Annotated in this window: 26 protein-coding genes; 4 read left to right on the top strand and 22 right to left on the bottom strand. The window is 66.7% G+C overall.

Translation table 11 applies throughout. The features are described from left to right. Positions 1 to 470: 470 nt before the first annotated feature. The 6 genes from asd to leuC all read right to left on the bottom strand — a co-directional run bounded on the left by asd (position 471) and on the right by leuC (position 5,321). The gene (gene asd, locus WS87_RS20685; protein ID WP_059466419.1) at positions 471 to 1,592 is read right to left on the bottom strand and encodes an aspartate-semialdehyde dehydrogenase; all 1,122 of its coding nucleotides are present in this window, start codon (positions 1,590 to 1,592) and stop codon (positions 471 to 473) included. A gap of 82 nt (positions 1,593 to 1,674) precedes the next feature. Further along, positions 1,675 to 1,794 (bottom strand): hypothetical protein, encoded by a 120-nt coding sequence (locus WS87_RS34285; protein WP_039319027.1) that lies wholly within the window; start codon positions 1,792 to 1,794, stop codon positions 1,675 to 1,677. Positions 1,795 to 1,902: 108 nt separating this feature from the next. Next, complete coding sequence (gene leuB, locus WS87_RS20675) at positions 1,903 to 2,970, bottom strand: 3-isopropylmalate dehydrogenase (protein WP_059524744.1); 1,068 nt, start codon at positions 2,968 to 2,970, stop codon at positions 1,903 to 1,905. A gap of 75 nt (positions 2,971 to 3,045) precedes the next feature. Beyond that, positions 3,046 to 3,696 (bottom strand): 3-isopropylmalate dehydratase small subunit, encoded by a 651-nt coding sequence (leuD, locus tag WS87_RS20670; protein WP_059524742.1) that lies wholly within the window; start codon positions 3,694 to 3,696, stop codon positions 3,046 to 3,048. 65 nt (positions 3,697 to 3,761) lie between these two features. Continuing rightward, positions 3,762 to 3,908, bottom strand: coding sequence for an entericidin A/B family lipoprotein (locus tag WS87_RS20665; RefSeq protein WP_059450800.1), 147 nt, complete (start codon positions 3,906 to 3,908; stop codon positions 3,762 to 3,764). Between the two features lie 3 nt (positions 3,909 to 3,911). Beyond that, positions 3,912 to 5,321 carry a 3-isopropylmalate dehydratase large subunit gene (leuC, locus tag WS87_RS20660; protein ID WP_057923944.1) on the bottom strand — a complete coding sequence of 470 codons (1,410 nt, stop codon included), beginning with the start codon at positions 5,319 to 5,321 and terminating at the stop codon, positions 3,912 to 3,914. Positions 5,322 to 5,595: 274 nt separating this feature from the next. Between leuC and WS87_RS20655 the strand changes: the two genes are divergently transcribed. Further along, positions 5,596 to 5,928 carry a cupin domain-containing protein gene (locus WS87_RS20655; protein ID WP_059818797.1) on the top strand — a complete coding sequence of 111 codons (333 nt, stop codon included), beginning with the start codon at positions 5,596 to 5,598 and terminating at the stop codon, positions 5,926 to 5,928. Positions 5,929 to 6,055: 127 nt separating this feature from the next. Next, positions 6,056 to 6,781, top strand: coding sequence for a glutathione S-transferase (locus WS87_RS20650; RefSeq protein ID WP_059700569.1), 726 nt, complete (start codon positions 6,056 to 6,058; stop codon positions 6,779 to 6,781). Positions 6,782 to 6,795: 14 nt separating this feature from the next. Here WS87_RS20650 and WS87_RS20645 read toward each other — a convergent pair whose 3' ends face one another. The 5 genes from WS87_RS20645 to WS87_RS20625 form a co-directional block, all read right to left on the bottom strand. Next, the gene (locus WS87_RS20645; RefSeq protein ID WP_059818796.1) at positions 6,796 to 8,493 is read right to left on the bottom strand and encodes a flavin monoamine oxidase family protein; all 1,698 of its coding nucleotides are present in this window, start codon (positions 8,491 to 8,493) and stop codon (positions 6,796 to 6,798) included. A 39-nt stretch (positions 8,494 to 8,532) separates the two neighbouring features. Continuing rightward, positions 8,533 to 9,015: an aromatic-ring-hydroxylating dioxygenase subunit beta gene (locus WS87_RS20640; RefSeq protein WP_059524736.1), complete on the bottom strand. Its 483-nt coding sequence runs from the start codon at positions 9,013 to 9,015 to the stop codon at positions 8,533 to 8,535. Continuing rightward, positions 8,993 to 10,339, bottom strand: coding sequence for an aromatic ring-hydroxylating dioxygenase subunit alpha (locus WS87_RS20635; RefSeq protein ID WP_059818795.1), 1,347 nt, complete (start codon positions 10,337 to 10,339; stop codon positions 8,993 to 8,995). Before WS87_RS20635 ends, WS87_RS20640 begins: the two co-directional genes overlap by 23 nt. A gap of 156 nt (positions 10,340 to 10,495) precedes the next feature. Beyond that, positions 10,496 to 10,894: a hypothetical protein gene (locus tag WS87_RS20630; protein WP_059818794.1), complete on the bottom strand. Its 399-nt coding sequence runs from the start codon at positions 10,892 to 10,894 to the stop codon at positions 10,496 to 10,498. An 8-nt stretch (positions 10,895 to 10,902) separates the two neighbouring features. Beyond that, positions 10,903 to 12,285 (bottom strand): MFS transporter, encoded by a 1,383-nt coding sequence (locus tag WS87_RS20625; RefSeq protein WP_059818793.1) that lies wholly within the window; start codon positions 12,283 to 12,285, stop codon positions 10,903 to 10,905. 138 nt (positions 12,286 to 12,423) lie between these two features. On the opposite strand from WS87_RS20625, the gene WS87_RS20620 reads away from it, so the two are divergent. Further along, complete coding sequence (locus WS87_RS20620) at positions 12,424 to 13,329, top strand: LysR family transcriptional regulator (protein ID WP_059524728.1); 906 nt, start codon at positions 12,424 to 12,426, stop codon at positions 13,327 to 13,329. A gap of 32 nt (positions 13,330 to 13,361) precedes the next feature. Here WS87_RS20620 and iaaH read toward each other — a convergent pair whose 3' ends face one another. The 6 genes from iaaH to WS87_RS20590 all read right to left on the bottom strand — a co-directional run bounded on the left by iaaH (position 13,362) and on the right by WS87_RS20590 (position 19,874). Then, complete coding sequence (gene iaaH / locus WS87_RS20615) at positions 13,362 to 14,783, bottom strand: indoleacetamide hydrolase (RefSeq protein WP_059818792.1); 1,422 nt, start codon at positions 14,781 to 14,783, stop codon at positions 13,362 to 13,364. A 107-nt stretch (positions 14,784 to 14,890) separates the two neighbouring features. Continuing rightward, the gene (locus WS87_RS20610) at positions 14,891 to 16,423 is read right to left on the bottom strand and encodes an amino acid permease (protein ID WP_059818791.1); all 1,533 of its coding nucleotides are present in this window, start codon (positions 16,421 to 16,423) and stop codon (positions 14,891 to 14,893) included. A gap of 139 nt (positions 16,424 to 16,562) precedes the next feature. Then, entirely contained in the window at positions 16,563 to 17,027 is a 465-nt protein-coding gene (locus tag WS87_RS20605; protein WP_059524722.1) for an Lrp/AsnC family transcriptional regulator, read from the bottom strand. A 101-nt stretch (positions 17,028 to 17,128) separates the two neighbouring features. Continuing rightward, a complete protein-coding gene (locus WS87_RS20600; RefSeq protein WP_107938217.1) occupies positions 17,129 to 17,887 on the bottom strand; it encodes a dimethylarginine dimethylaminohydrolase family protein in 759 nt (252 codons plus the stop codon). A 231-nt stretch (positions 17,888 to 18,118) separates the two neighbouring features. Continuing rightward, positions 18,119 to 19,372, bottom strand: coding sequence for a DUF1479 domain-containing protein (locus WS87_RS20595; protein WP_059818790.1), 1,254 nt, complete (start codon positions 19,370 to 19,372; stop codon positions 18,119 to 18,121). 112 nt (positions 19,373 to 19,484) lie between these two features. Then, positions 19,485 to 19,874, bottom strand: a complete 390-nt coding sequence (locus WS87_RS20590; protein WP_059818789.1) for a VOC family protein — start codon at positions 19,872 to 19,874, stop codon at positions 19,485 to 19,487. Positions 19,875 to 19,945: 71 nt separating this feature from the next. Between WS87_RS20590 and WS87_RS20585 the strand changes: the two genes are divergently transcribed. Next, complete coding sequence (locus WS87_RS20585; RefSeq protein ID WP_059819622.1) at positions 19,946 to 20,914, top strand: helix-turn-helix domain-containing protein; 969 nt, start codon at positions 19,946 to 19,948, stop codon at positions 20,912 to 20,914. 90 nt (positions 20,915 to 21,004) lie between these two features. Here the strand turns inward: WS87_RS20585 and gltA are convergent, their stop codons facing one another. Genes gltA through sdhD form a run of 5 tightly spaced genes read right to left on the bottom strand, consistent with a single transcriptional unit; the run spans position 21,005 to position 25,511 of the window. Further along, positions 21,005 to 22,306 carry a citrate synthase gene (gene gltA / locus WS87_RS20580; RefSeq protein ID WP_050011289.1) on the bottom strand — a complete coding sequence of 434 codons (1,302 nt, stop codon included), beginning with the start codon at positions 22,304 to 22,306 and terminating at the stop codon, positions 21,005 to 21,007. 53 nt (positions 22,307 to 22,359) lie between these two features. Next, on the bottom strand, positions 22,360 to 22,632 hold the full coding sequence (locus tag WS87_RS20575) for an FAD assembly factor SdhE (protein ID WP_059450790.1): 273 nt from the start codon (positions 22,630 to 22,632) through the stop codon (positions 22,360 to 22,362). An 8-nt stretch (positions 22,633 to 22,640) separates the two neighbouring features. Then, entirely contained in the window at positions 22,641 to 23,342 is a 702-nt protein-coding gene (locus WS87_RS20570; RefSeq protein WP_011658352.1) for a succinate dehydrogenase iron-sulfur subunit, read from the bottom strand. A 21-nt stretch (positions 23,343 to 23,363) separates the two neighbouring features. After that, positions 23,364 to 25,139 (bottom strand): succinate dehydrogenase flavoprotein subunit, encoded by a 1,776-nt coding sequence (gene sdhA, locus WS87_RS20565; protein ID WP_059524714.1) that lies wholly within the window; start codon positions 25,137 to 25,139, stop codon positions 23,364 to 23,366. A gap of 3 nt (positions 25,140 to 25,142) precedes the next feature. Continuing rightward, positions 25,143 to 25,511, bottom strand: a complete 369-nt coding sequence (gene sdhD, locus WS87_RS20560) for a succinate dehydrogenase, hydrophobic membrane anchor protein (protein WP_006399546.1) — start codon at positions 25,509 to 25,511, stop codon at positions 25,143 to 25,145. Positions 25,512 to 25,514 lie beyond the last annotated feature (3 nt).

The raw sequence follows: 25,514 nt of genomic DNA, 5'->3' as shown, positions 1-25,514 counted from the left end.
GTAGGGAAGCGTCAATAAAGTCGCCGCAGAAATGCAAAAGCGTCGCGCAGAACGCGACGCTTTCGGCGACTCTGCGCGTCGTAACCGCATAGTTTACTTCACGCGATCAGGTTCCGGCCGAATTCGTCGCCGGCGGATGCGGCCGTCCATGCCGATACATCGGCGCAACCGCTATTCGCGCCGCGCCGCCGGCGCGCGGATCGCGCGACTGCCGTGCTGATCCTCACCATCAATCGCGCACGGCAGTTTTATCAAAAAGGGATCATCAATCGACGACAATTGTTGCGGCCGCATCGCCCCGGGAATGAATTCATGCCCGTATCGTTCGCGTCGCGCCCCTCTCGCAAGCGTCTCGGGGTTTTCGCGCGTATGCCGCCGCGCCAACCAATAAAAAAACGCCTGCCGCCCCGCGAAGGGCAGACAGGCGTTTCGCGTCGCGCGCCGACGGGGCGCGCAGCGCAGCCCGATCCTTACTTGTCGAGCAGGATGCGCAGCATGCGGCGCAGCGGCTCGGCCGCGCCCCACAGCAACTGATCGCCGACCGTGAACGCCGACAGGTATTCGCCGCCCATCGCGAGCTTGCGCAGGCGACCGACCGGCACCGTCAGCGTGCCGGTGATCTTCGCCGGCGACAGGTCACGCATCGACGCTTCGCGCTCGTTCGGCACGACCTTCACCCAGTCGTTCGCCGACGCGAGGATGCCGTTGATTTCGTCCAGCGGGACGTCCTTCTTCAGCTTGATCGTCAGCGCCTGCGAATGGCAGCGCATCGCGCCGATCCGCACGCACAGCCCGTCGACCGGGATCGAACCCGGCTCGCCCATGGCCGGCTTGCCGAGGATCTTGTTGGTTTCCGCGCCGCCCTTCCACTCTTCCTTCGACATCCCGTTGCCGAGATCCTTGTCGATCCACGGAATCAGCGAACCCGCGAGCGGCACGCCGAACTGGCTCGTCGGCATTGCATCGCTGTTCATCGTCGCGAGCACGCGGCGGTCGATGTCGAGAATCGCGGAAGCCGGATCGGCGAGCTGTTCCTGCACCGAACCGTGCAGCGCGCCCATCTGCGACAGCAGTTCACGCATGTTCTGCGCGCCCGCGCCCGATGCGGCCTGGTAGGTCATCGCCGTCATCCAGTCGACGAGGTTCTCGCGGAACAGGCCGCCGAGCGCCATCAGCATCAGGCTGACCGTGCAGTTGCCGCCGACGAAGTTCTTCGTGCCCTTGACGAGCGCGTCCTTGATCACGTCGAGGTTGACCGGATCGAGGATGATGACCGCGTCGTCCTGCATCCGCAGCGACGAGGCCGCGTCGATCCAGTAGCCGTTCCAGCCGGCCGCGCGCAGCTTCGGAAACACGTCGTTCGTGTAGTCGCCGCCCTGGCACGTGATGATCACGTCGCACTTCTTCAGCTCGTCGACGTTGGTCGCGTCCTTGAGCGTAGTCTCGTTTTTCGCGAACGACGGCGCCTTGCCGCCCGTGTTGCTGGTGCTGAAAAACACCGGTTCGATCAGGTCGAAATCACCTTCTTCCTGCATGCGTTGCATCAGCACGCTGCCGACCATGCCGCGCCAACCTACGAGACCTACGTTCATGACTAACCCTTTGAATGGAGCTTCCCCGCCATTTCCGCCCCCGGCGTGACCGCGCGGGGAAACAGGCGGGCACGACGGACGATCAGCGTTTAATGATCGTTTTCGTGGTAATGGTTTTCGTGATGACGATGGCGCGCGTACCCGCACGGGCAGTGTTGCCGTGGAGTTTCAGGACCGGGGAGATCAGGGAAATCAGCGCCATCGTTCGAGTCTACACAAAGCCGGTTGGCCGCACAACGGCCAACCACGCGCGAACCGGCCGATTTCGCGGCCCGTTCGCGCCCTTTCTACAATTCACTGCATTACCGCATTACAGCGCGGCGACCACCGCGTCGCCCATCGCCGCCGTACCGACCTGCTTGCAACCCGGCGTCGCGATGTCGCCCGTGCGATAGCCTTGTTCGAGCACCGTTTTCACCGCGCGCTCGATGCGATCGGCCTGCTCCGCGCGATTCAGCGAGTAGCGCAGCAGCATCGCGGCCGACAGGATCGTCGCCAGCGGGTTCGCGATGCCCTTGCCCGCGATGTCCGGCGCCGAACCGTGCGACGGCTCGTACAGGCCCTTGTTGTTCTTGTCGAGCGACGCCGACGGCAGCATGCCGATCGAGCCCGTCAGCATCGACGCTTCATCCGACAGGATGTCGCCGAACATGTTGCCGGTCACGATCACGTCGAACTGCTTCGGCGCCTTCGCGAGCTGCATCGCCGCGTTGTCGACGTACATGTGCGACAACTCGACGTCCGCGTATTCCTTCGACACGTCGATCATGATGTCGCGCCAGAATTGCGACGTTTCGAGCACGTTCGACTTGTCGACCGACAGCAGCTTCTTCGCACGCTTGCGCGCGGCCTGGAACGCGACGTGCGCGATGCGGCGCACTTCCGGTTCCGAATAGCGCATCGTGTCGAAACCTTCGCGCTCGCCGGCGAACGGGCCGTCGGGAGCGGCACGCACGCCGCGCGGCTGGCCGAAGTAGATGTCGCCGTTCAGCTCGCGCACGATCAGGATGTCGAGGCCCGCGACCAGCTCCGGCTTCAGCGGCGACGCGTCGACGAGTTGCGGATAGCAGATCGCCGGGCGGAAGTTCGCGAACAGCTCGAGATGCTTGCGCAGCCCGAGGATCGCCTGCTCGGGGCGCAGCGCGCGCTCGAGCGAGTCGTACTTCCAGTCACCGACCGCGCCGAACAGGATCGCGTCGGCTTCCTTCGCGAGTTTCAGCGTCGCGTCCGGCAGCGGATGACCGCTCGCCTCGTAGCCCGCGCCGCCGACCGGCGCCTGTTCGAGTTCGAACTTCTCGTCGAGGGCGTTCAGCACCTTGACCGCTTCGTTGACGATTTCCGGACCGATGCCGTCGCCGGGCAGCACTGCAATCTTCATGCGTTATTCCTGACTGGGTAGGTATGAGTGGCAGGTCGGCGAGCGCGCGTCATGCGCGCCCGCCCGGAGGCAATCTCAGCCGACCAGCTTGTTGTTGAGCCACGGCTGCTTCGCGAGCCGCTCGGCTTCGAACTGGCGGATCTTGTCCGCGTGACGCAGCGTCAGGCCGATGTCGTCGAAACCGTTCAGCAGGCAGTACTTGCGGAACGCGGTGATGTCGAACGCATACTCGCGGCCGTCGCCCGTGCGCACGACCTGCGCGTCGAGGTCGATCGTCAGCTGATAGCCGTTGAACGCGTACGTGTCATTGAACAGGTGATCGACCTGCTGCTCGGTCAGCACGATCGGCAGCAGCCCGTTCTTGTAGCAGTTGTTGAAGAAGATGTCGGCGAAGCTCGGCGCGATGATCGCGCGGAAGCCGTACTGCTGCAGCGCCCACGGCGCGTGCTCGCGCGAGCTGCCGCAGCCGAAGTTCTTGCGTGCGAGCAGCACCGATGCGCCCTGGTAGCGCGGCTGGTTCAGCACGAAGTCCGGGTTCAGCGGGCGCTTCGAGTTGTCCTGGCCCGGCTCGCCGTGATCGAGGTAACGCCATTCGTCGAACGCGTTCGGACCGAAGCCCGTGCGCTTGATCGACTTCAGGAACTGCTTCGGGATGATCGCGTCGGTGTCGACGTTCTCGCGATCGAGCGGCGCCACGACGCCGGTATGCACATTGAATTTTTCCATGATCCGTCTATCCGGTTGAAGGGCCGGCATTCAGCCGGCGCACATCGACAAATTCTCGGCGGATGTCACTCCGCGGCGCGCTGCAGCGCGTTGCCGGCGGCATTGACGTCCTGGCCGAAGCCTCGGACGGTATTGCAGCCCGCAAGGCCGAAGCCCAGCCCCGCGAGCGCCAGCGCGGCAACCAGCCGCGCGATGAGCTTCGATGCCGTCACGCGTTACCCCAGCTTGCGAATGTCGACGAAATGGCCTTCGATCGCCGCCGCCGCCGCCATCGCGGGGCTCACCAGGTGCGTGCGACCGCCCGCGCCCTGCCGGCCTTCGAAGTTGCGGTTCGACGTCGATGCGCAGCGCTCGCCCGGATCGAGCCGGTCGGCGTTCATCGCGAGGCACATCGAGCAGCCCGGCTCGCGCCATTCGAAGCCCGCGTCCGTGAATACCTTGTCGAGGCCTTCGCGCTCGGCCTGTGCCTTCACGAGGCCCGAGCCGGGCACGACCATCGCGAGGCGCACGTTCGATGCGATGCGGCGATTCAGCTTCTTCACGACGTACGCGGCCGCGCGGATGTCCTCGATGCGCGCGTTCGTGCACGAACCGATGAAGATCTTGTCGACCTTGATCGACTCGATCGGCGTGTTCGGCTCGAGCGCCATGTAGGCCAGCGCGCGTTCCATCGCGTCGCGCTTGACCGGATCCTTCTCGCGCTCGGGATCGGGCACGCGACCGTCGATCGACGTGACCATTTCCGGCGACGTGCCCCACGTGACCTGCGGGACGATCTCGGCCGCGTTCAGCTCGACGACGCGGTCGAACTGCGCGCCTTCGTCGGACTTGAATTCGCGCCAGTACTCGACGGCCTGGTCCCATTCCGCGCCGGTCGGCACGAACGGACGGCCCTTCAGGTAATCGATCGTGGTGTCGTCGACGGCGACCATGCCCGCGCGCGCGCCGGCTTCGATCGCCATGTTGCAGACGGTCATCCGGCCTTCCATCGTCAGCGCGCGGATCGTCGAGCCGCCGAATTCGATCGCGTAGCCCGTGCCGCCGGCCGTGCCGATCTTGCCGATGATCGCGAGCACGATGTCCTTCGCGGTACAGCCGCGCGGCAGGGCACCCTCGACCTTCACGAGCATGTTCTTGCTCTTCTTCTGCAGCAAGGTCTGCGTCGCGAGCACGTGCTCGACTTCCGACGTGCCGATGCCGTGCGCGAGCGCGCCGAACGCGCCGTGCGTCGACGTGTGCGAATCGCCGCAGACGATCGTCATGCCCGGCAGCGTCGCGCCCTGCTCCGGCCCGATGATGTGCACGATGCCCTGGCGCACGTCGTTCATCTTGAACTGCGTGATGCCGAACGCGTCGCAGTTCGCGTCGAGCGTGTCGACCTGCAGCTTCGAGACCGGATCGGCAATGCCGTGGCTGCGATCCGTGGTCGGGACGTTGTGGTCCGACACGGCCAGGTTCGCGCTGATGCGCCACACCGGGCGGTGCGCGACGTTCAGCCCTTCGAATGCCTGCGGGCTCGTGACTTCGTGCAGCAGCTGACGGTCGATGTAGAGCAATGCCGTGCCGTCGTCCTCGGTGTGGACGACGTGGGTATTCCACAGTTTGTCGTAGAGAGTCTGTGCCATGGGTATGCGGGGTCGTTGTGACTACAAGCCTTGCGGATGCGGTCGATTATGCCACGCAGAACGCGCCACGGCGCAGGCCCGGCGCGAAAAAACCCATTAAAAACAGTGGTTTGGCTGGTAGTGCCAATACCTGTATCGGCATTACCAGCCAAACGGCAGCATCGGACACCGCGACGCCCCGTGCTCGCGATGTTCGCCTCGAGGCGGATTCCGGCATACGATGGGACGACGTACGTCTGCCTGTCCCCACGGTCCGGAACCGGAGCCCACGACGATGAAGCTCGGCATCAACGAATCGCTCGCCCGCCTCGACGATGAAGGCACGCCGTTCACGACACTGTTTCGCCACGGCACGCTCGACGTCGAGCTGTACCGGCCGCGCGGCGAGGACCGGCAGACGCCGCATACGCGCGACGAGGTCTACGTGATCGCCACCGGCACGTCCCGTTTCGTCGTCGACGGACGCGAATGCGGCGTCGCGGCGGGCGACGTGGTGTTCGTCCCCGCATTCGCGTCGCACCGTTTCGTCGGCTTCTCCGACGACTTCTCGACCTGGGTGTTCTTCTACGGCCCCGAAGGCGGCGAGCGCGACGCGCGCGGTGCATGACGCGCGCCAAGCACCGCGCTTCCCGCACGATCTCCTAGACTGTCTATTCGCTACGGGCGGCGCGGCCGCCCTCCCCGCCATCGCGATGCGCCCATCGCCCGGCGCATCGACCGGACAGGAGCACGGCATGCGTTACGAACTCTATTACTGGCCCGAGATCCAGGGCCGCGGCGAATACGTGCGGCTCGCGCTCGAGGCGGCCGAGGCCGACTATGTCGACGTCGCGCGCGAATCGGGGCGCGGCATGGGCGTATCGGCAATGATGCGGCTGATGGACAGCACGAAGACCGAATGCGTGCCGTTCGCACCGCCGTTCCTGAAGGCCGGCGACGTGCTCGTCGGACAGACCGCGAACATCCTGCTGTTTCTCGGCGCGCGGCTCGGTCTCGCGCCCGCCGACGAAGCCGGACGGCTGTGGGTGCATCAGCTCCAGCTGACCGTCGCCGATTTCGTCACCGAGATCCACGACACGCATCATCCGATCGGCAGCGGCCTGTACTACGAGGACCAGAAGGCCGAGGCCGCCGAGCGCGCGGCCGATTTCCTCGCGCACCGCCTGCCGAAGTTCCTCGGCTACTTCGATCGCGTGCTGGAGCAGAATCCGCACAAAGGCGGCTATATCGCCGGCGGCGCGCTCAGTTATGCGGACCTGTCGATGTTTCAGCTGATCGAAGGGCTGCGCTACGCGTTCCCGAAGGCGATGAAGCGCGCGGAGCGCAAGGTCGCGGGGCTCGTCGGCCTGCACGACCGCGTTGCACGGCATCCGCCCGTCGCGCGCTATCTGGAGTCGGCGCGCCGCATCCCGTTCAACGACATGGGGATCTTCCGGCACTATCCGGAGCTGGACAAGTAGCGCCGCACGCCGCGTCAGTCGCCGTAGCGATAGCGGCTGCGCATCGCGTCGAGCGGATTGCCGTCGGCGAGCGTCCCGCCGAGACTGCGGATCACCGCGCTCGCTGCGTTAATCGCCGTCTGCACCGCGCCCTCGATCCAGCCGCCCGTGAACGAACAGCAGCAGCCGGCCAGGTAGATGCCACGGTCCGACGACGGATCGGCGGCCGTCTGGAACTGATAGAACAACGCCTGCGAGTGAATGTCCTCGCCCGGATAGTTCAGTTTGAATGCGCCGAGCGCGTAGCGGTCCGACAACCAGTCGTGGCTCGTGACGTTGCGCGCGTAATCGTCGTCGAGCGGACGCAGGTGCGCGGCGAACGCCGGCGACACGATGCCGATCTCGGCCACGAGACGCTTGAACCGCTCGACCTTGTCGGTGAGCGACAGGATCTTGTGCGAATCGTCCTCCCACGTGTAGCTGATCAGCACGACGCCGTGTGCGTCGGGATCGTCGGGCGCGTAGTCGAGGCAGTAGATGCCGCGCGCCAGCGTATCCGTCTGGATGTTGTGCGGCAGCCCGTGCTTGAGCCAGAACTTGTCGCGGGTCAGCACGAACAGCTTCGACGAGCTGACCATGTGCGTCTCGTTGATCGCGCGAACGACGTTCGGCGCGAACAGGTTCGCGATGCCGGTGATGCCCATGCCGACCTGCATCGCGCGCGTCGTGGTCGCGACGATCACGCGGTCGAATATCTGCGTCGATCCGTCGTCGAGCGTGAGCGCAAAGGTCTCGTCCGGCTGCTTCGCCACGTGCCGCACGGCCGCGTGGACGATGCAATCGCGCACTCGCGCGTCGTCCCCGCCATCGTCGAGCAGCCCCTGCGCGAGCGCGAAGATGCCGGCCGGGATCAACCGCTGGTCGACTTCGAGCTCGTTGACCACGATCCGCAGGATTTCGAGGAACGATGCGCGATAGACCGGCTGGAAGCCGCCCGAGCCGATGCCGAGCGTGCCGAACAGGCGCAGGTCCTCGCCCTTGCGCCAGCGCGCGCCGCCCGGCGGCGTCGCGCCCGTGAAGATCTTGACGATCGCCGAGTAGAACGACTCGTCGCCGAAGCGGTCGATGTACTGCTGCCAGCCATGCCGCGCATCGTCGTAGCGGTGCGCGCGCAGCAGCGCCGTCAGTTCGGCCGGTGCGGGCAGCTGCGTGCCGTCGTCGAGCCGCACGCCGTCGCGAATGAACGCGCGCCAGCCGCGGTCGACGCGGTCGAACAGCGCGGGTGGCGCATCGCCCGCGGGCCAGTGGTACGCATGGCCCTGGTAGTGGATCTCGGTGTCGACGATGCCCGGATCGGGAAACGCGGATGCGCTGTCGACGCCGAACCGCTCGAGATAGTGGTAAAGCGCGGCCTGCGACGGCGGGAAACGCATCGCGCCCATTTCGGCGAGCAGGTGCGGATGGTCCGGATTGATCGACTGCGACAGCAGGCGCCCGCCCACGCGCGCGCGGTTCGCCTCGAACACGACGACCTGCCGTGCCCCCGCGCGCAGCAGCTCGCAGGCGGCGACCAGGCCGCTGACGCCCGCGCCGACGATCGCGATCCGCGCGTCGCGTGCGCGCTGCGCCGGCAGCGTGCCGAGATGCCCACCGGTGCGGGACAGGAAGGCGCCGTAGTCGTACAGCGTGTCGATGTACGGCAACGTGCGCGGCAGGAATTCAGGAGCGTTCATGTGGTCGGGAACGAAAAGGGACGTGCTGGCCGCACGCAATCAGACAGGCAGATGGATGCTGCCGAGCGGCGCGTCGGCATTGACGAGATCGACACGCTTCACGCGGATGCGCAACGTGTCGTCGCATACCGCGAGTTCATGCGTGTACCAGCCGGCGAACAGCGTCTGCTCGTCGCGTCGCGTTTCGACGTAATGAAACGGCGTGCGCAGCACATAGGCGCCGCGTTCGTGGTCGGCCCGATCGACGTGCGGCTGCTGGAGCAGATGATGACCGCGACTCGCCGGCTGCTGCGAGAACGTCCGGCGCCCGGCCAGCCGCTCGATGCGGATGCGCAGCAGGAGCCGGTCCTCGTCCATCAGCGCGCCGTGCAGCCCGGTGTCGGGCTGGTCCGGCGACAGCGGCATCCAGTAGCGCGCGTCGTCCGCATAAAGCGCGAGCCATTCCTCGTAGCGCCGCTCGTCAAGCAGGCGTGCCTCGCGATACACGAACGCGACGAGCTCATCGTGCGGAAATACGCGCATCGGCGGCCTCCTGCGTCGATACCGGCGCGATGAACTGCAGCCATGCCCGGAACTGGTTGCGGATCTGCTGTTCGCTGGTGCCGTTCGTCTCCGACGTCGGCTGCGCGAACTCCTCGGGCTCGAACAGCCGCCCGACATGCACCCAGTCGCGCGCCTGCGTGGCGAGGCCGCGCTGGGCGCGTTCGTACATTTCGAGATCGTCGTGCGCGACGATCGACGTCGGCGCGTTGATGAGGCGGTTGTAGGCGAGCGTGCGCTCGAACAGCGAATCGGGCGCACCGACGAGACGAAACGACCACGACTCCACCAGCGTGCGGTCGACCGCCAGCGGCTTGAACACGCGCAGGATCTGGATCGGCCCTTTCACCATCGCATTCGGAAACAGCACCGTGTTGTGACGCACCTCGCCGAGAATCCGCGCGGCGCGCGCTTCGCCGTAGGCCGCGGTCATCTTCTCGTGATAGCCGGGAATCGGCGTGTAGCGCGCGTGAATCGAATCAGCGGTGCCAGTATGACCATGTCCGTTGGGCCACACGCGCAACCCCATCTGCTCGAAGAACGCGTGTGGCTGGATGAACGGCTCCAGCAGCTCGACCGCCATCGGCTTCGCCTGCTGCGTGCCGTCGCGCTCCCACACGCGCACGGCCGTGCCGGCCGACGACTCGTGCGCGACCATCGGATGGCAGGTGTCGGTCTGATTCTCGACCAACATCTTCCAGTTGCAGCCGTGCACGTAGCGGAACACGCCGCCCGCGACTTCCACGCGCCCTTCCGGCGAACGATCGACGAGGTTGTCGAGCGACGACAGCGCATCGCCGAAGTACGCATGGAAATCGACACCGGACTGACTCAGGCGGCAGAACACGAAACCGCGATGCTCATGGATCGCGCCGACCGCCTGCATGCCCTTGCTCGCCTCGCACGTCTCGAAGCCCGTGTTTTCGTAGCCGCGCCGCAGCGGAATCGCGTAGAGGCTGCCGTCGGTCCGGTACGACCAGGCGTGGTACGGGCAGCGGAAGAATGTGCCCGTGTTGCCGGAGGCATCCGTCACCAGCTGCGTGCCCTTGTGCGAACAGCGGTTGTGCAGCACCCGCACCGAACCGTCGACGTGGCGCACCATCACGACCGGCTCGGCGCCGATCGTCGTCGTCACGTAGTCGCCCGTGGCCGGAATCTGGCTGACATGGCCGACATAGACCCACGTGTTCCAGAACAGATGACGCATCTCCAGCTCGAAGATGCGCCGCGACAGATAGAGGTCCTTGTGCACCTCGGTATCGCGCACGAGCGAAGCCACCGCATCGGTGAACGATGGCGCCGTCATGCGCGCCCCCGACTGCGGACGCGATGCGGCCGCGCGTCCTCGCGACGCGCAATGTCGATTGCTTTTATTGTCATCTCTCAGGTTTCTGGTTGGTATGCCGCTCGGAGGAGCATGTGCCTGCCGCCGCGCGGCGGCGTCAGGCGTTGCGGGTAACGGTCAGCCCGTCACCGGCGTCTCGTGCAAGCGCAGCCAGCCGATGCGGCCATCCGCGTCGCGCTCGAACACGACGGTCGAACGGCGCACCGTTCGCCGCCCTGCCGCGTCGGTTTGCGTCTCGCGATAGGCGATCGTCGAGCCGCCCTGCCACGTGCTCACTTCGTGCAGTTCGTCGATCGCGATCCGCAGGCCGGGCCGCGCGCCGAAGCCGCGCGAGAACAGGACGTCGATATCCGCGTAGTCGAGCGCATGCCCATGCAGCGAGATCATCGAGAAGTCCCGCGAAAAGCGCGCGAGCAGCGGCGCGAGCCCGTCGCGCGCCGCGCTGCCGGACAACCATTGCTCGATGTCGACGTGTGCGTCGACCACTTCCTGGAAAAACGGGTTTGACGAATTCATCTCGAAACTCACGAACGTTGAGAAGCCGCACGCCCGGCGGGCGCACGGTGCGCGGCGAGGCGCGCGACGAACGGCAGCGGCAGCAGCGTCGCCAGCGCAGCCAGGCCGAAACATTGCTGGTACGGCAGCCGCCCGTCGTCCCCTTGCATCGACAGCAGGAAGTTCAACGCGCTGCCCAGCACCGCGACGCCGAGACAGAAGCTCAGTTGCCGGTTGATGTTCCACAGCGCGCTCGCGTCGCCCATTCGCGCGGCGGGGACATCGAGAAACGCCGCGCTTTGCGACGTGCTCGTGCACATGCTGGCGCCGAGCCCCATCGCGACGAACGCGAGCACGCGCCCGGCCTCGAAACCTGCAAGCGGGGTCGCGAGCAACACGATCCCGATCGCGTCGATCGCAATCCCGCACATGAACAGCGGCTTCGGCCCCCACTTCGGGAAACAACGGCGCGTCGTCGCGATCGCGGCGAACGACGCGATCGCCCACGGCACCATCAGCGCGCCCGTATGCGTCGCGCTGAGCCCGAGCGCGTTCTGCAGATACAGCGCGGCGACGAGGTTCACGCCGGTGAACACGCCCGGCACGCACAGGTAGACGATCAGCCCGATCCGCAGCAGCGGCTGCGCAACCAGGCGCAGGTCGAGCAGCGGCGCGGCAGCCCGGCGCGCGTGCGCGACATACGCACCACCGGCGACGAGCGCGATCGCGAGCGGAACGAACGCGTCGCGGCCCGCGCCCGGCTGTCCCGCGAACGTCAGGCCGAGCAGCAGCGCAACGAGCGCCGCGGCGCTCAGCCCGAGGCCGCGCGCGTCGAGCGCCGGCGGGCTGCCGTCCGGTTCGTCGGCCGGCAGCCACGCGAACGCGAGCACGCTCGTGACCGCGGCGAGCGGCAGCATTCCGAAGAAGATCGCCCGCCACGACGCGCGATCCACGACCACGCCGCCCAGCGCCGGCGACAGCGCCGGCACGAGCAGCGCGACCATCATCACGATCGACGTCAGATGCGCCCGCGCATCGGGCGGATACGCACGATAGGCCATCGTCTGCCCGACCGGGATCAGCAATCCGCCGCCGAGCCCCTGGATCAGCCGCCATGCCAGCAGTGCGCCGATCGACGCTGACAGGCCGACGCCGAGGCTGCCGAGCGCGAACAGCAGCAGCGACGCGATCAGCAGCCGGCGCTCGCCGAAGCGGCGCGCGAGCCACGTACCGAGCGGGATCACGACCGTCAGCCCGAGCACGTACGCGTTGCCGATCCACGCCAGCTGCGCGACCGACGCGTGCAGCTCGCGCTGGATCGTCGGATAGGCGGCGTTGATGACGAACATGTTGGCGAGGTCGATCGCGAACCCGAGCAGATAGACGGCGGCGATTTTCGAGCGATCGGTCATGGCGGCGGAAGACGAACGAAACGCCGCAGTGTAAGGTTCGCCGCGCACGTCGATAAGCCCGGCCGGACGGCAAGACTGGTCGAAAAATTTTGACAATCAGGGCACCATGTCGGTTTTCCGCCTCACATCCGACACGCCATGGTGAGTCTCGATCGTTTCGCCGTCTTCCGCGCCGTCGTGGAAGCAGGGTCGTTTACGGCCGCCGCCGCCCAGCTGAACCAGGCCCGGGCCGCGGTGAGCTTCAACATCAAGCAGCTGGAAGCCGAGCTCGGCGTCACCCTGCTCACGCGCACCACGCGGCGCGTCGAGCTGACCGACGCGGGCGAGCGCTTCCATGCGCGCTGCCTGCGCGTGCTGGAGGAAGCCGAAAGCGCGATCGAGGACGCGCGCAGCGAGCATGGCGGGATGCACGGCGTGCTGCGCGTGACGTCAACCGTCGAGTACGGGACGATGGTCGTCGCCCCCGCGCTGCACACGTTCATGCAGCGGCATCCCGCGCTGCGCGTGCGGCTCGAAACGCATGCGTCGCAGGTCGATCTGGTGCGCGAGCGCGTCGACGTGGCGATCCGGCTCGGCCGCCTCGAACAGTTCCAGGATCTGCCGTACCGCGGCGCGTGCCTCGCGACGTACGAAGTGCGGCCCGTGATCGCGCCGTCACTGCTCGCCGCGGCCGGCCTGTCGCACATCGATTCGCCGGACACGCTCGCCCGGCTGCCGCAGCTCGGCCATACGCGGCTCGAGCGCATCGCCACGTGGCCGCTCGCCGATCGCGACGGCAACCCGCACGCGTTCCGGCCCGGCGCCAAGCCGCGCGTCGTGGTCGACAATGCGTCGGTCCTGCGCGTGCTCGCGCGGCAAGGCAGCGGCGTCGCGCTGCTGCCCGAATGGCTCGTGCGCGACGATCTCGCGAGCGGCGCGCTGGTCGATGCGCTCCCCGGCTACCGGTTCCCGCCGCAGGCCGTCTATGCGCTGTACCCGTCGACCCCGCACGTGCCGCAGAAAGTACGTGCATGGGTCGACTTCATGAAGGCATATCTCGCCTGAACTCGGCGTGAACGTGGCAGGCGCGCGGCGACTCACGCGCGCGCCGCATCGTCCCGCAGCAGCGCGTCGATCCGCCGGGCGATCGCGAGCAGACGGCGGTCGCCGCCCCATGGCCCTTCCAGCATCAGCCCGACCGGCAGCGCCGTTTGCGGGGAGCGTCCGGCCGGGATCGAGACGGACGGCACGCCGGCGAGCGTCGCCGGCGAAGTCTGGCGTGCGACGCGCGCGAACAGCGCCGCATCCTGCGCGGCGGTCATCGCGGCCGTGTCGTCGAGCGACGGCGGCTCGCCCGGCACAGTCGGCATCGCGATGCAGTCGACCGGCGTACCGAACGCGTCGTCGTACCAGCGCACGAGACGCCGACGGCACGCGATCGCGTCCGCATACGCCTGCGCATCGACTGGCGTAGACACGAACGACCGGAAGATCGCGCGCACGTCGTCGCTCGCGATCCGCTCGACGAACGTGTCGAACGGGATGCCGAGCCGTTCCGCCGCGAAGCGGCGCCAGTATTGGTTCGCCTCGTATCCGACGAGCGGAAAGCCGCATGCTTCGCTGGCCTCGTGCAGCGGCATCGCCGGCAACGGCACGAGCGTCGCGCCGGCCGCCGCGAACGACGCGAGCGCACGCTCGATGCAGGTCGCGACGCCCGGATCGAGCGCGTCGAAGTACGGTGCGCCCGGCACGCCGATGCGCAACTGCGGCCACTCGGGCGCGGTCGCGATGCTGTCGTCGCGCGTCAGCACCGCGTCGAGCAGCAGCAGATCGTCGATGCCATGTCCGATCGGCCCCACCGTGTCGCGCGTGGGCGACAGCGACAGCACGCCGTGCGCCGAATAGCGCTGCGCGGACGGCCGCAATCCGTAGACACCGCAGAATGCGGCCGGAATCCGCACCGAGCCGCCTGTGTCGGTACCGAGACCGAACGGGATACCGGCCGCGACGGCCGCCGCCGTGCCGCCGCTCGACCCGCCGGCGATACGCCGCGGATCCTGCGGATTGCCGACCGCGCCGAAGTGCCGGTTGCCGCTCGTGATGCCGAATGCAAGCTCGTGCATGTTCGCCTTGCCGAGCGGCACCGCGCCGGCGTCAAGCAGGCGCCGCACGGTCAGCGCGTCCGAGGCCGCCCGATAGCCGTTCACCGCCGGGCTCGCGCCGAGCGTCGGCATCCCGGCGGTATCGAGGTTGTCCTTGATCACGAACGGCACGCCGGCAAGCGGTAACACGTCGCCCTGGGCGACGCGCGCATCGACGTGCTCGGCCGTGCGGCGCGCGAGTTCGCCATCGACGTGCACCATCGCATTGAGCGGCGCGATCGCCGCGAGACGCGCGAGCGCGTCGTCGGCCAGATCGACAGCGCGGCGTTCGGCCGTGCGCACGGCATCGGCAAGCTCGCGCACGCTGGCGGCGGAAACGAATGAAGAGGAAGAAACGCGGTTCGGCTGTATTGTCATGTTGTGTGCTGGACGCGGAATCGATCGGGAAACGCGCGACGTGCCGGAGGCCCTGTCCGGCACGCTACGCGAAGGCGATGGTATCCCGGCCCGCGGCCGCATGCACGCTACGCGCCGCGCGACGACCGCTCGCGCGTTTCCCCCGCGTCGCCGACCGGGCGCGTCAGCCACGGCCCGATCTCCATCTCCTCGTACCGCACGAGCCGACTCTTGCGCGCGCGGCGATACACCCACCAGATCGCGACGAACAGCGGAATCCACACGTAGATCGACAGCACTTCCATCCAGTCGATGCGAGCGGCGAAGAACGCCTGGTAATCCTGCCCGAGCGAGATCACGATGCAGATCGCGATCGCGAACAACGGCCCGAACGGGAACCACTTCGCGCGATACGGCAACTGATCGAGCCTGTAGCCCTGCTTCAGAAAGCCCTTGCGGAACCGGTAGTGGCAGACCGCGATGCCGAGCCACGCGATGAAGCCGGTGATGCCGACCGTATTGAGCAGCCACAGATAGATGCGCTGGTTGTTGGTCAGTGACGTGAGGAAGCACAGCCCGCCCACCGCCATCGTCGCGTAAAGCGCGTTGCGCGGCACGCCGCCCGGCGACAGCGTCGCGAACATCGCGGGCGCACGGCCTTCCGCCGCGAGGTTGTACAGCATCCGCGTGGCCGCATACGTGCCGGAGTTGCCGGCCGACAGCACGGCCGTCAGGATCACGAGGTTCATCGCGCCCGCGGCGAGCGGAAAGCCCGCATGGCTGAACACGAGCGTAAACGGGCTCACGCCGATGTCGGTCACGTCGCTCTTCAGCAGGTTCGGGTCGGTGTACGGCACCAGCAGGCCGATCACGAAGATCGCGAGCACGTAGAACAGCATGATCCGCCAGAAGATCTGCTTCACCGCGCGCGGGATCGTCTTGCGCGGGTTTTCCGATTCGCCGGCCGTGATCCCGACCAACTCGGTGCCGAGAAACGAGAAGCCCGCGATCAGCGCGACGCTCATCATCGCGTGCACGCCGCCGACGAACGGCGCATCGCCGGTCCTGAAGTTGCGCCAGCCGACGGGATGCCCGTTGCCGAGCAGGCCAGCCGCGATCAACAACCCCGCCGCGATGAACGCGATCACGGTGACGACCTTGATCAGCGAGAACCAGTATTCGGATTCGCCAAAGCCGCGCACCGACAGCGTGTTCAGCAGGAAGATCAGCACCAGGAAGCCCGCGCCCCACCACACGCCCGGCACGGCTGGAAACCAGTAGCGCATCACGATCTGCCCGGCGACGAGTTCGATCGCGATCGTCACCGCCCAGCTGTACCAGTAGGTCCAGCCGAGCGCGACGCCGAAGCCTTCGTCGACGTACTTCTCGCCGTAGATCGCGAACGAGCCCGACACCGGCATCAGCGCGGCCATCTCGCCGAGCCCGGTGACGACGAAGTAGACCATCAGCCCGATCGCGACATACGCGGCGATCGCGCCGCCCGGCCCCGCCTGCGCGACCGATGCGCCCGACGCGACGAACAGCCCCGTGCCGATCGAGCCGCCGATCGCGATCATCGCGATGTGGCGGCTCTGCAGCCGGCGCTTCAGCGCCGTTCCGGACGGCGCGGCCGTCTCCACTGCCGCTTGCAAAGCATCCATAGTGTTCACCCTGATTGGATTCGGGCCGCTCCAATTGATTCGGAATACCAACCGATTGGCCCGGTTATTCGCGTCGAAGAACGGTCCTGTTCGCCGGGCCGCGCGTCCGATGCCGGCGGCCCGGACGCACACGACCGCGTCAGACGACGCTGCGCTTGATCGCCTGCAGCTCGGCCGTCGTCACGATCTTCTCGATCCGGAACCGCTGACTTTCCAGCCACATGTTCGCGATCCGCCGGTATTCGTCGAGATCCTCGCACGCGAGCCGCACGAGAAAATCGAACGTGCCGCTGACGAGCCAGCAGTCGAGCACCGCCGGGTTGTTCCGCATCTCGTCCTCGAACGGCGCCTGCGAACGCCCGTGGTCGGCCAGCACGATCTGCGCGATCACGACGATCGGCTTGGTCGCGCGCGGCGCCTTGATCACCGCGCGATAGCCTTCGATCACGCCGAGCGCCTCGAGCCGCTCCACGCGCGCCTGACATGGGCGCGGCGTGAGGTTCACGAGCTCCGACAGCTTCCGGTACGAAATCCGTCCGTCGGTGCGCAGGATGTCGAGGATCCGGAGGTCGATCTTGTCGAGCTGCATCTTCTTGTCGGTCATCCGCGTTCGCTCCGGTCGGGTGGTGGCTGGCGCGTGGAGAGTCTGCTCCAGTTCCGCGCGGGGGCCACATTATCCGGCCGAAGCGGCCGCGCGCCAATCGGCTAGAAGCGCAGCGACAGGCAGGTCAGGCCGCCGTCCATCTTGCGGAACTCGCTCGTGTCGATCACGTGCAGCGGCAGCCCGAGCGAGCCGATCGCGTCGTGCACGCGCGGATAGCCGGCCGGTGTGATCAGCGTGCCGTTCACGCGCAGCGTGTTGCCCGCGTATTCATCGGCGGCCGAGATGGCGATCCGGCGATAGTCGGCGAACGCCGGATGCTCGGCCAGCGCCTCGGTCACGAGCAGCGTGTCGTCGCCGAGCGCGTTGACCACCGATTTCAGATGCAGGCCGGCGCCGACCGGCACCGCGACGACCGAGTAGCCGTAGCGCGACACCAGCGATTCGAACGCGGCGATGCCCTCGGCATCGGTGCGGCTCGTCAGGCCGATGTAGAAGCGCTTGCCGACGAGCATCACGTCGCCGCCGTCGAGGCGGCCCGCCTGCATCGGCAGCAGGTCGCGATGCGCACCGAGCGCCGCTTCGATGTGCGCCGTCTCGCCGCGCCGCGCGGGTGCGCCGGGGCGCGTGATCACCGCGAATTCGGGCGTGACGACAGCGACGTCCTCGACGAAGTGCGAATCGGGAAACGCGTCCAGCGGCGGCAGTTCGGTCAGTTCGACACTGAGGCCGCGCAGCGCGTCGCAGTATGCGTGGAACTGCGTGAGCGTCTTGTCGTAGTCGGGCGCGCCGAGCGCGGCGGTGGTGAGACCCGCGCCGCAGGACGGCGCGGGACGGCGAACGATCGCTTGCGTGAATTGCATCGACTCCTCCATGGTCACGCTGCCCCGTGCGGCGCGCGGGGCAGCTGCGTTGTGTCCGGACCATTATCGGAAGCCAAATTGCGCAATTCGCGTCGAATTCGGGCGTGCCCGCAGCCGATCGCGTCGAATTGCGTGCGTGACGCAGCGGATTCGGCAGACGGCTGGCGTGCGCGGCGCAAACGCGCCGTACGCGGGTGCCGGAGCGACCGATGCGTCCATGCGCTGCATCCGTTATGCGGCGACAGGCGCGAACCCCATTTGCGCACGCCCCAGCACCGTCAGATCGCCCTCGCCGCCGCGTCCGTCGAAATCGACCTCGAAATGATCGGCCGGGAAATCGGGCGGGCTGTCGCCGCGCAGGAACGCGAGCCGCTGGCGCTGCAGGTACGCATCGTTCTTCGCGCAACCGGGCGCGGCCGCGATGTACATCACGTTGCTGTCGCCGCTGCCGCGATGGGCATCCTCGACCGCATGCACGACGTCGCCATGCCAGAACACCGCATCGCCCGGCTCCATGTGCGGGATCGGCACCAGCGCGTCGAGCAGCAGCGCATGCCATTCGGGCAGGATCGACAGCGCGCGCCCCGGACGCGCGCCGCACAGGTCGTCGTCCGCGACGTCGTCCTGCAGCGCACGCAGCACGACGTACGCCATCGCGTTCGCAACCGGGATCAGCTGCAGCGTGCCGTCTCCGGGCCCTTGCGGCGTCAGCGCGGTCCAACCCTGGAACGTGCGGAACATCGAGCACACGGCCGGCGACGGAATCTCCTCGACGTCGGGGCGGAACGCGGCGTCGAACGGATCGTAATCGCGCCAGTGGCCGGCCAGCACGTGGCGGTAGACCTGCCGGAAATTCGCGCCGAGCCAGCGTTCGACCGAGCCGCCGTCGACGTGCGGCGACAGCCCGAGCGACGTCGAGCCCGGTGGCCGGCGGCGGATCCGGTCCGCATAGGCCGGCACCTGGTCGGGATCGAAATGCGTGCGCGCGCCGTCCGCATGACGCCACAGCCGGTTCAGGAACACGCGTGCCCGCGTGAGGGCCGGCGACTGGCGCGCGGCCACCTGCGGCTTCGACCAGTAGACGCCGTAGATCTGCGGCTTGCCCGACGCGAGGTTGCCGAAGTAACGGTCCTCGGCGCGCGCATGCAGCCGCTCGGCGAAGCGATTCGCGTCCAGATAGGCGCCGATCTCGTCGTTCCAGTCGCGCGCCTGCTGCACGTCGAACACACCGCGGATCACCGCCGCGCCATGCGCACGGATCGCGGCGATCGCCCGCGGATCGACGGTGTCGTTCGCGATATCCGCGAATCGCAGCACCGGAATCACGTCGCGGCCTTGCGCATGCGCGCGGCGGATCGCGTCGACCTGCCGCGCGATATCGCCCTCCAGCTCGCGGAACGTGGCCGCGTACCCGGGCAGATCGGCGCGCAGCGCCCGTTTCGCCGTGCGGATCGCGGCCGGCAGATCGTCAATCATCAGGTGCATCGTCGTCTCCTCGCTGAATCGTGTGTCGTGTCGAGCATTCAGCGTACGGCCGACGCGGCGCCGTCATCGACACTATCCGGTCAACTATCGATACAATCCTGACAACCACTCGCTACTCGGGGCGATGGCAGACCACGCACAGCTTGTTGCCGTCCGGGTCGCGGAAATACGCGCCGTAGTAGTCGGCGTGATAGTGCGGCCGCAGCCCCGGCGGGCCGTCGCAGGTGCCGCCCTGCTGCAGCGCGAGCGCATGACAGCGGTCGACCCGCGCGCGCGTCGCCACGTCGAACGCGATCGTATGGCCGTTGCCCGGTTCGGGCGCGCGGCCGTCGAGGGGCCGGCCGAAGAAGAACAGCGGCCGGTCGGCATCGGCCGGCATCCAGCCCGACCAGCCGTCCGGCTCGCTGAACTTCAGACGCAGCCCGAGTTCCGCGAACAGCGGCGCGTAGAAGTCGTACGCGCGCGCGGTATCGCTGACGCCTACGCAAACATGTGAAAACATGGCATCGCTCCGTCGTGACGATCGATCACGATCATGCCACGGCGCGCTGCCCCGCTCGACCGGAGGTCGCGATGAAGCCGCAATACGAGCATGTGACGTTCGCCCCCGGCTGTTCGATTCGCGTGTATCACCGTCAACTCGCGCACATTCCGTTCGAATGGCATCGACATCCCGAATACGAACTGACGCTGACGCTGAACAGCCGAGGTCGGCGCTTCGTCGGCGATCATGTTGCCCGTTACGGGGACGACGACCTGGTGCTCGTCCCGCCCAACCTGCCGCACACGTGGTCGTCGAATGCGCGCATCGATCGTGATGCGCCTGAAGTCGCGCTCGTCGTCTGGTTCGACGGCGACTGGGTACGGCGCATGGCCGACTGCTGCCCCGAATACGCGCCGCTGCGCTCGCTGCTGCGTCGCGCGGCGCCCGGTCTCGCGTTCGACGCCGAGACGGCCCGCGCGATGCGCGCGCGGTTGCCGCAGTTGCTCGACTCATCGCCGCGCGTCCGCCTCGCGGCCGCACTCGACACGCTCGCCGATCTCGCTGAAGCCGGCGGCGAACCGCTCGCCACCGCCCAGGCCTACGGCCGGCCCGACGCCGCCGCGTCATCGGCTGACTCGGCCGCGCCCGAAGCCGAACGCCTCGACCGCGTGCTCGACGCGATCGACCGGCGCTTCCACGAGCCGCTGCGCATCGACGCGCTCGCCGCCGTCGCGCACATGTCCGAACGCACGCTGCAGCGGCTGTTCGTGCGGCACCTCGGCGAAAGCGTCGGTCGCTACGTGCAGCGGCTGCGGCTCGCGCATGCGTGCCGTCACCTGGTCGGCACCGACTGGCCGATCGCGACGGTCGCCGCGCGCTGCGGCATTCCGAATGCCGCGAACTTCAACCGCCAGTTCCTCGCCGCGCGCGGGATGACGCCCGGCGCATACCGGCAGTTCTTCGCGCGGCATGGCCACGCCCCCGACGCCGGCGCGCCGCCACCGCTCGACACGCGGCCGCCGTCGCTGGAACGCCATGCCGTTCGGCCGCGCAAATGAAAACACCCCGGCGGGATGACCCACCGGGGTGTCGGGGCGTTGCGATTGCCGGACGCGAGCGGCCTTGCGGCCGTTCGCGCCGCGCACGACTTAACGTGCGTTGAGCGGCTTCGCTTCGCGCGGCGTGTCGCCGATGAACAGCTGACGCGGACGGCCGATCTTCTGTTCCGGATCCGCGATCATTTCGTTCCACTGTGCGATCCAGCCGACCGTACGTGCCATCGCGAAGATACACGTGAACATCGACGTCGGGATGCCCAGCGCGCGCTGAACGATACCCGAGTAGAAGTCGACGTTCGGGTACAGCTTGCGCGACACGAAGTATTCGTCTTCCAGCGCGATCTTCTCGAGCTGCATCGCGAGCTTGAACAGCGGGTCGTCGTGCAGGCCGAGTTCGTTCAGCACTTCGTAGCACGTTTCGCGCATCAGCTTCGCACGCGGGTCGTAGTTCTTGTACACGCGGTGACCGAAGCCCATCAGCTTCACGCCCGAATTCTTGTCCTTCACCTGCTTGATGAATTCGGGGATGTTGTCCGGCGAACCGATCTGCTCGAGCATGTTCAGCGCGGCTTCGTTCGCACCGCCGTGCGCCGGGCCCCACAGACATGCGATACCGGCTGCGATACACGCGAACGGGTTCGCGCCCGACGAGCCGGCCAGACGGACCGTCGACGTCGAAGCGTTCTGCTCGTGGTCGGCGTGCAGGATCAGGATACGGTCGAGTGCGCGGACGAGCACGTCGTTGACCTTGTACTCTTCGCACGGGTTCGAGAACATCATGTGCATGAAGTTCGCGCTGTACGACAGTTCGTTCTTCGGATAAACGAACGGCTGGCCGATGCTGAACTTGTACGCCATCGCGACGAGCGTCGGCAGCTTCGCGATCATGCGGATCGCCGACACTTCGCGGTGACGCGGATCGTTGATGTCGAGCGAGTCGTGATAGAACGCCGACAGCGCGCCGACGGCAGCCACCAGCACTGCCATCGGGTGCGCGTCGCGGCGGAAGCCACGGAAGAAGAAGTGCATCTGCTCGTGCACCATCGTGTGCTTCGTGACGGTGTCGACGAATTCCTTCTTCTGTGCTGCGTTCGGCAGTTCACCCTTCAGCAGCAGGTAGCAGCTTTCGAGGAAGTCCGCGTTTTGCGCGAGATTGTCGATCGGGTAGCCGCGGTACAGCAGTTCGCCCTTGTCGCCGTCGATGTACGTGATCGCCGAATTACAAGCTGCCGTCGACATGAAGCCCGGGTCGTAAGTGAACTTGCCGGTTTGGCCGTACAGCTTGCGGATGTCGATCACGTCCGGGCCCATCGTCCCCTTGTAGATCGGCATTTCGACGCTCGGCGAATTGTCGCTGAACGATAGCGTGGCTTTAACATCAGACGGAGTCATGGCACATCCTCAATCGAAATAAAGAAACGGGATTCGATAACGGGCGTAACGCGTTACACGTTGCGCAGCATCTCCAACAGCCGGTGAACGTCCGGGCTGTCTAGGTCGCCCTCTGGTTCCTTGCGCGCGAGGAGCAAGTCCATCAGGTCGTTGTCGCTCAGATCGAGCAGGCGCGACAACGCGCCTACGTCTGCATCGGTGAGGTCATGCTCGTATCTGCTGAAGAAACGCTCGAATACGATGTCGTTTTCCAGCAGACCCCGCCGCGCGCGCCAGCGGAGGCGCGCGCGACGGTGCGGGTCGGATTGATGCGAATCGTCGCTCATCACAAACTTTAAACCGCGCGACGGACCATCAGTTCCTTGATCTTGCCGATCGCCTTCGTCGGGTTCAGGCCCTTCGGGCAAACGTCGACGCAGTTCATGATCGTGTGGCAACGGAACAGACGGTACGGGTCTTCCAGGTTGTCGAGACGCTCGCCGGTGGCGGTGTCGCGGCTATCGGCGATGAAGCGGTAAGCCTGCAGCAGGCCGGCCGGGCCGACGAACTTGTCCGGGTTCCACCAGAAGCTCGGGCACGACGTCGAGCAGCTCGCGCACAGAATGCACTCATACACGCCGTCGAGCTCGTCACGTTCTTCCGGCGACTGGAGACGTTCCTTCTCCGGCGGCGGCGCGTCGTTGATCAGGTACGGCTTGATCGAGTGGTACTGGTTGAAGAAGTGCGTCATGTCGACGATCAGGTCGCGCACGACGGGCAGGCCCGGCAGCGGGCGCAGCACGATCTTCTGCGGCAGGTCGTTCAGGTTCGTCAGGCACGCCAGACCGTTCTTGCCGTTGATGTTCATCGCGTCGGAACCGCACACGCCTTCACGGCACGAGCGGCGGAACGACAGCGTCTCATCCACGGCCTTCAGCTTGACCAGTGCGTCGAGCAGCATGCGCTCATGCTGGATCTCGAGCTCGTACGTCTGCATGCGCGGCGCCGCGTCCTTGTCCGGATCGTAGCGGTAGACTTCAAAAATGCGTTTTGCCATTTCGGATTCCTTTGACTCGGCTTAGAACGTGCGCGGCTTCGGCGGCACGGAGTCGACCGTCAGCGGCTTCATTTGAACCGGCTTGTAGTCGAGGCGATCGCCTTCGCTGTACCACAGCGTGTGGCGCAGCCAGTTGTCGTCGTCGCGATGTTCGTAATCGCTGTGTGCGTGCGCGCCGCGGCTTTCCTTGCGCGCTTCCGCGGACACCATCGTCGCGCGGGCGACTTCGATCAGGTTCTCCAGCTCGAGCGCTTCGACGCGCGCGGTGTTGAACACCTTCGACTTGTCCTTCAGGTGGATGTTTTCCACGCGTGCCTTCAGGCCGGCCATCTGGTCGACGCCTTCCTTCAGCAGTGCCGACGTGCGGAACACGCCTGCGTGCTTCTGCATCGTCGCGCGGATGTCGTTGGCGACGTCCTGCGTGTACTCGCCCGAGGTCGACTTGTCGAGCTTGTTCAGACGCGCCAGCGAGAATTCGCCTGCATCGGCCGGCAGCGGCTTGTGTTCCTTCTGGTTCTTCACGTGCTCGACGATGTGGTTGCCGGCCGCACGGCCGAACACCACGAGGTCCAGCAGCGAGTTCGTGCCGAGGCGGTTCGCGCCGTGCACGGACACGCACGAGCACTCGCCCACTGCGTAGAAGCCGTTGACCGGATCCTTGTGGCCGCGCGACGTGCCGACGACCTGACCATGGATGTTGGTCGGGATGCCGCCCATCTGGTAGTGAATCGTCGGGACGACCGGGATCGGTTCCTTGATCGCATCGACGTTCGCGAACTTCAGCGCGATTTCGCGGATCGACGGCAGACGCTTCATGATCGTCTCGGCGCCGATGTGCGACAGGTCGAGCAGCACGTGGTCCTTGTTCGGACCGACGCCGCGGCCTTCCTTGATTTCCTGGTCCATCGAACGCGACACGAAGTCACGCGGCGCCAGATCCTTCAGCGTCGGTGCGTAGCGTTCCATGAAGCGCTCGCCGTTCGCGTTGCGCAGGATGCCGCCTTCGCCGCGCACGCCTTCGGTGATCAGCACGCCCGCGCCGGCCACGCCGGTCGGGTGGAACTGCCAGAACTCCATGTCCTGCAGCGCGATGCCCGAGCGAGCGGCCATGCCGAGGCCGTCGCCGGTGTTGATGAACGCGTTGGTCGACGCCGCGAAGATCCGGCCTGCGCCGCCCGTCGCGAACAGCGTCGTCTTGCCTTCCATGATGTAGACGTCGCCCGTCTCCATCTCGAGGGCCGTCACGCCGAGCACGTCGCCGTCCGCGTCGCGGATCAGGTCGAGCGCCATCCATTCGACGAAGAATTGCGTCTTCGCTTCGACGTTCTGCTGGTACAGCGTGTGCAGCAGCGCGTGACCGGTACGGTCGGCGGCCGCGCAAGCGCGCTGGACCGGCTTCTCGCCGTAGTTCGCGGTATGGCCGCCGAACGGACGCTGGTAGATCGTGCCGTCCGCGTTACGGTCGAACGGCATGCCGAAGTGTTCCAGCTCGTACACGACGTTCGGTGCTTCGCGGCACATGAACTCGATCGCGTCCTGGTCGCCGAGCCAGTCGGAACCCTTGATCGTGTCGTAGAAGTGGAAGTGCCAGTTGTCTTCGCTCATGTTGCCGAGCGACGCGCCGATGCCGCCCTGTGCGGCCACCGTGTGCGAACGGGTCGGGAACACCTTCGACAGCACGCCGACCGACAGGCCCGCGCGCGACAGTTGCAGCGCTGCGCGCAAGCCCGAGCCGCCCGCGCCGACGATCACCACGTCGAACTTGCGGCGCGGCAGGGAAGTTTTGATTGCAGCCATTCTTTACACTCTCCAGAGAATCTGCGCGGCGTAGCCCGCACATGCGAGCAGCCAGACGATGGTCAGCGATTGCAGCAGCAGGCGCACACCGACGGGCTTCACGTAGTCCATCCAGATGTCGCGCACGCCGACCCATGCGTGGTAGAAGAGGGAAAGCAGCGTCACGAAGGTCGCGAGCTTCATCCATTGCGCGGAGAAGATCGATGCCCAGCCTTCGTACGAGAAGTCATGCGCGCCGAAGAACAGGACGAGCAGAATGACCGTGTAGACCGCCATGATCGTGGCGGTGACGCGCTGCGCGAGCCAGTCGCGCAGGCCGTAGTGAGCGCCGACGACGAGGCGCTTCGAGCCGATTCGGTTATTGGCTGCCATTTT

Source organism: Burkholderia sp. MSMB0856, from assembly GCF_001524645.2.
Lineage (GTDB): Bacteria > Pseudomonadota > Gammaproteobacteria > Burkholderiales > Burkholderiaceae > Burkholderia > Burkholderia diffusa.
The sequence above is the reverse complement of the archived record's forward strand: the minus strand, read 5'-3'. Positions and strand labels throughout refer to the sequence as shown.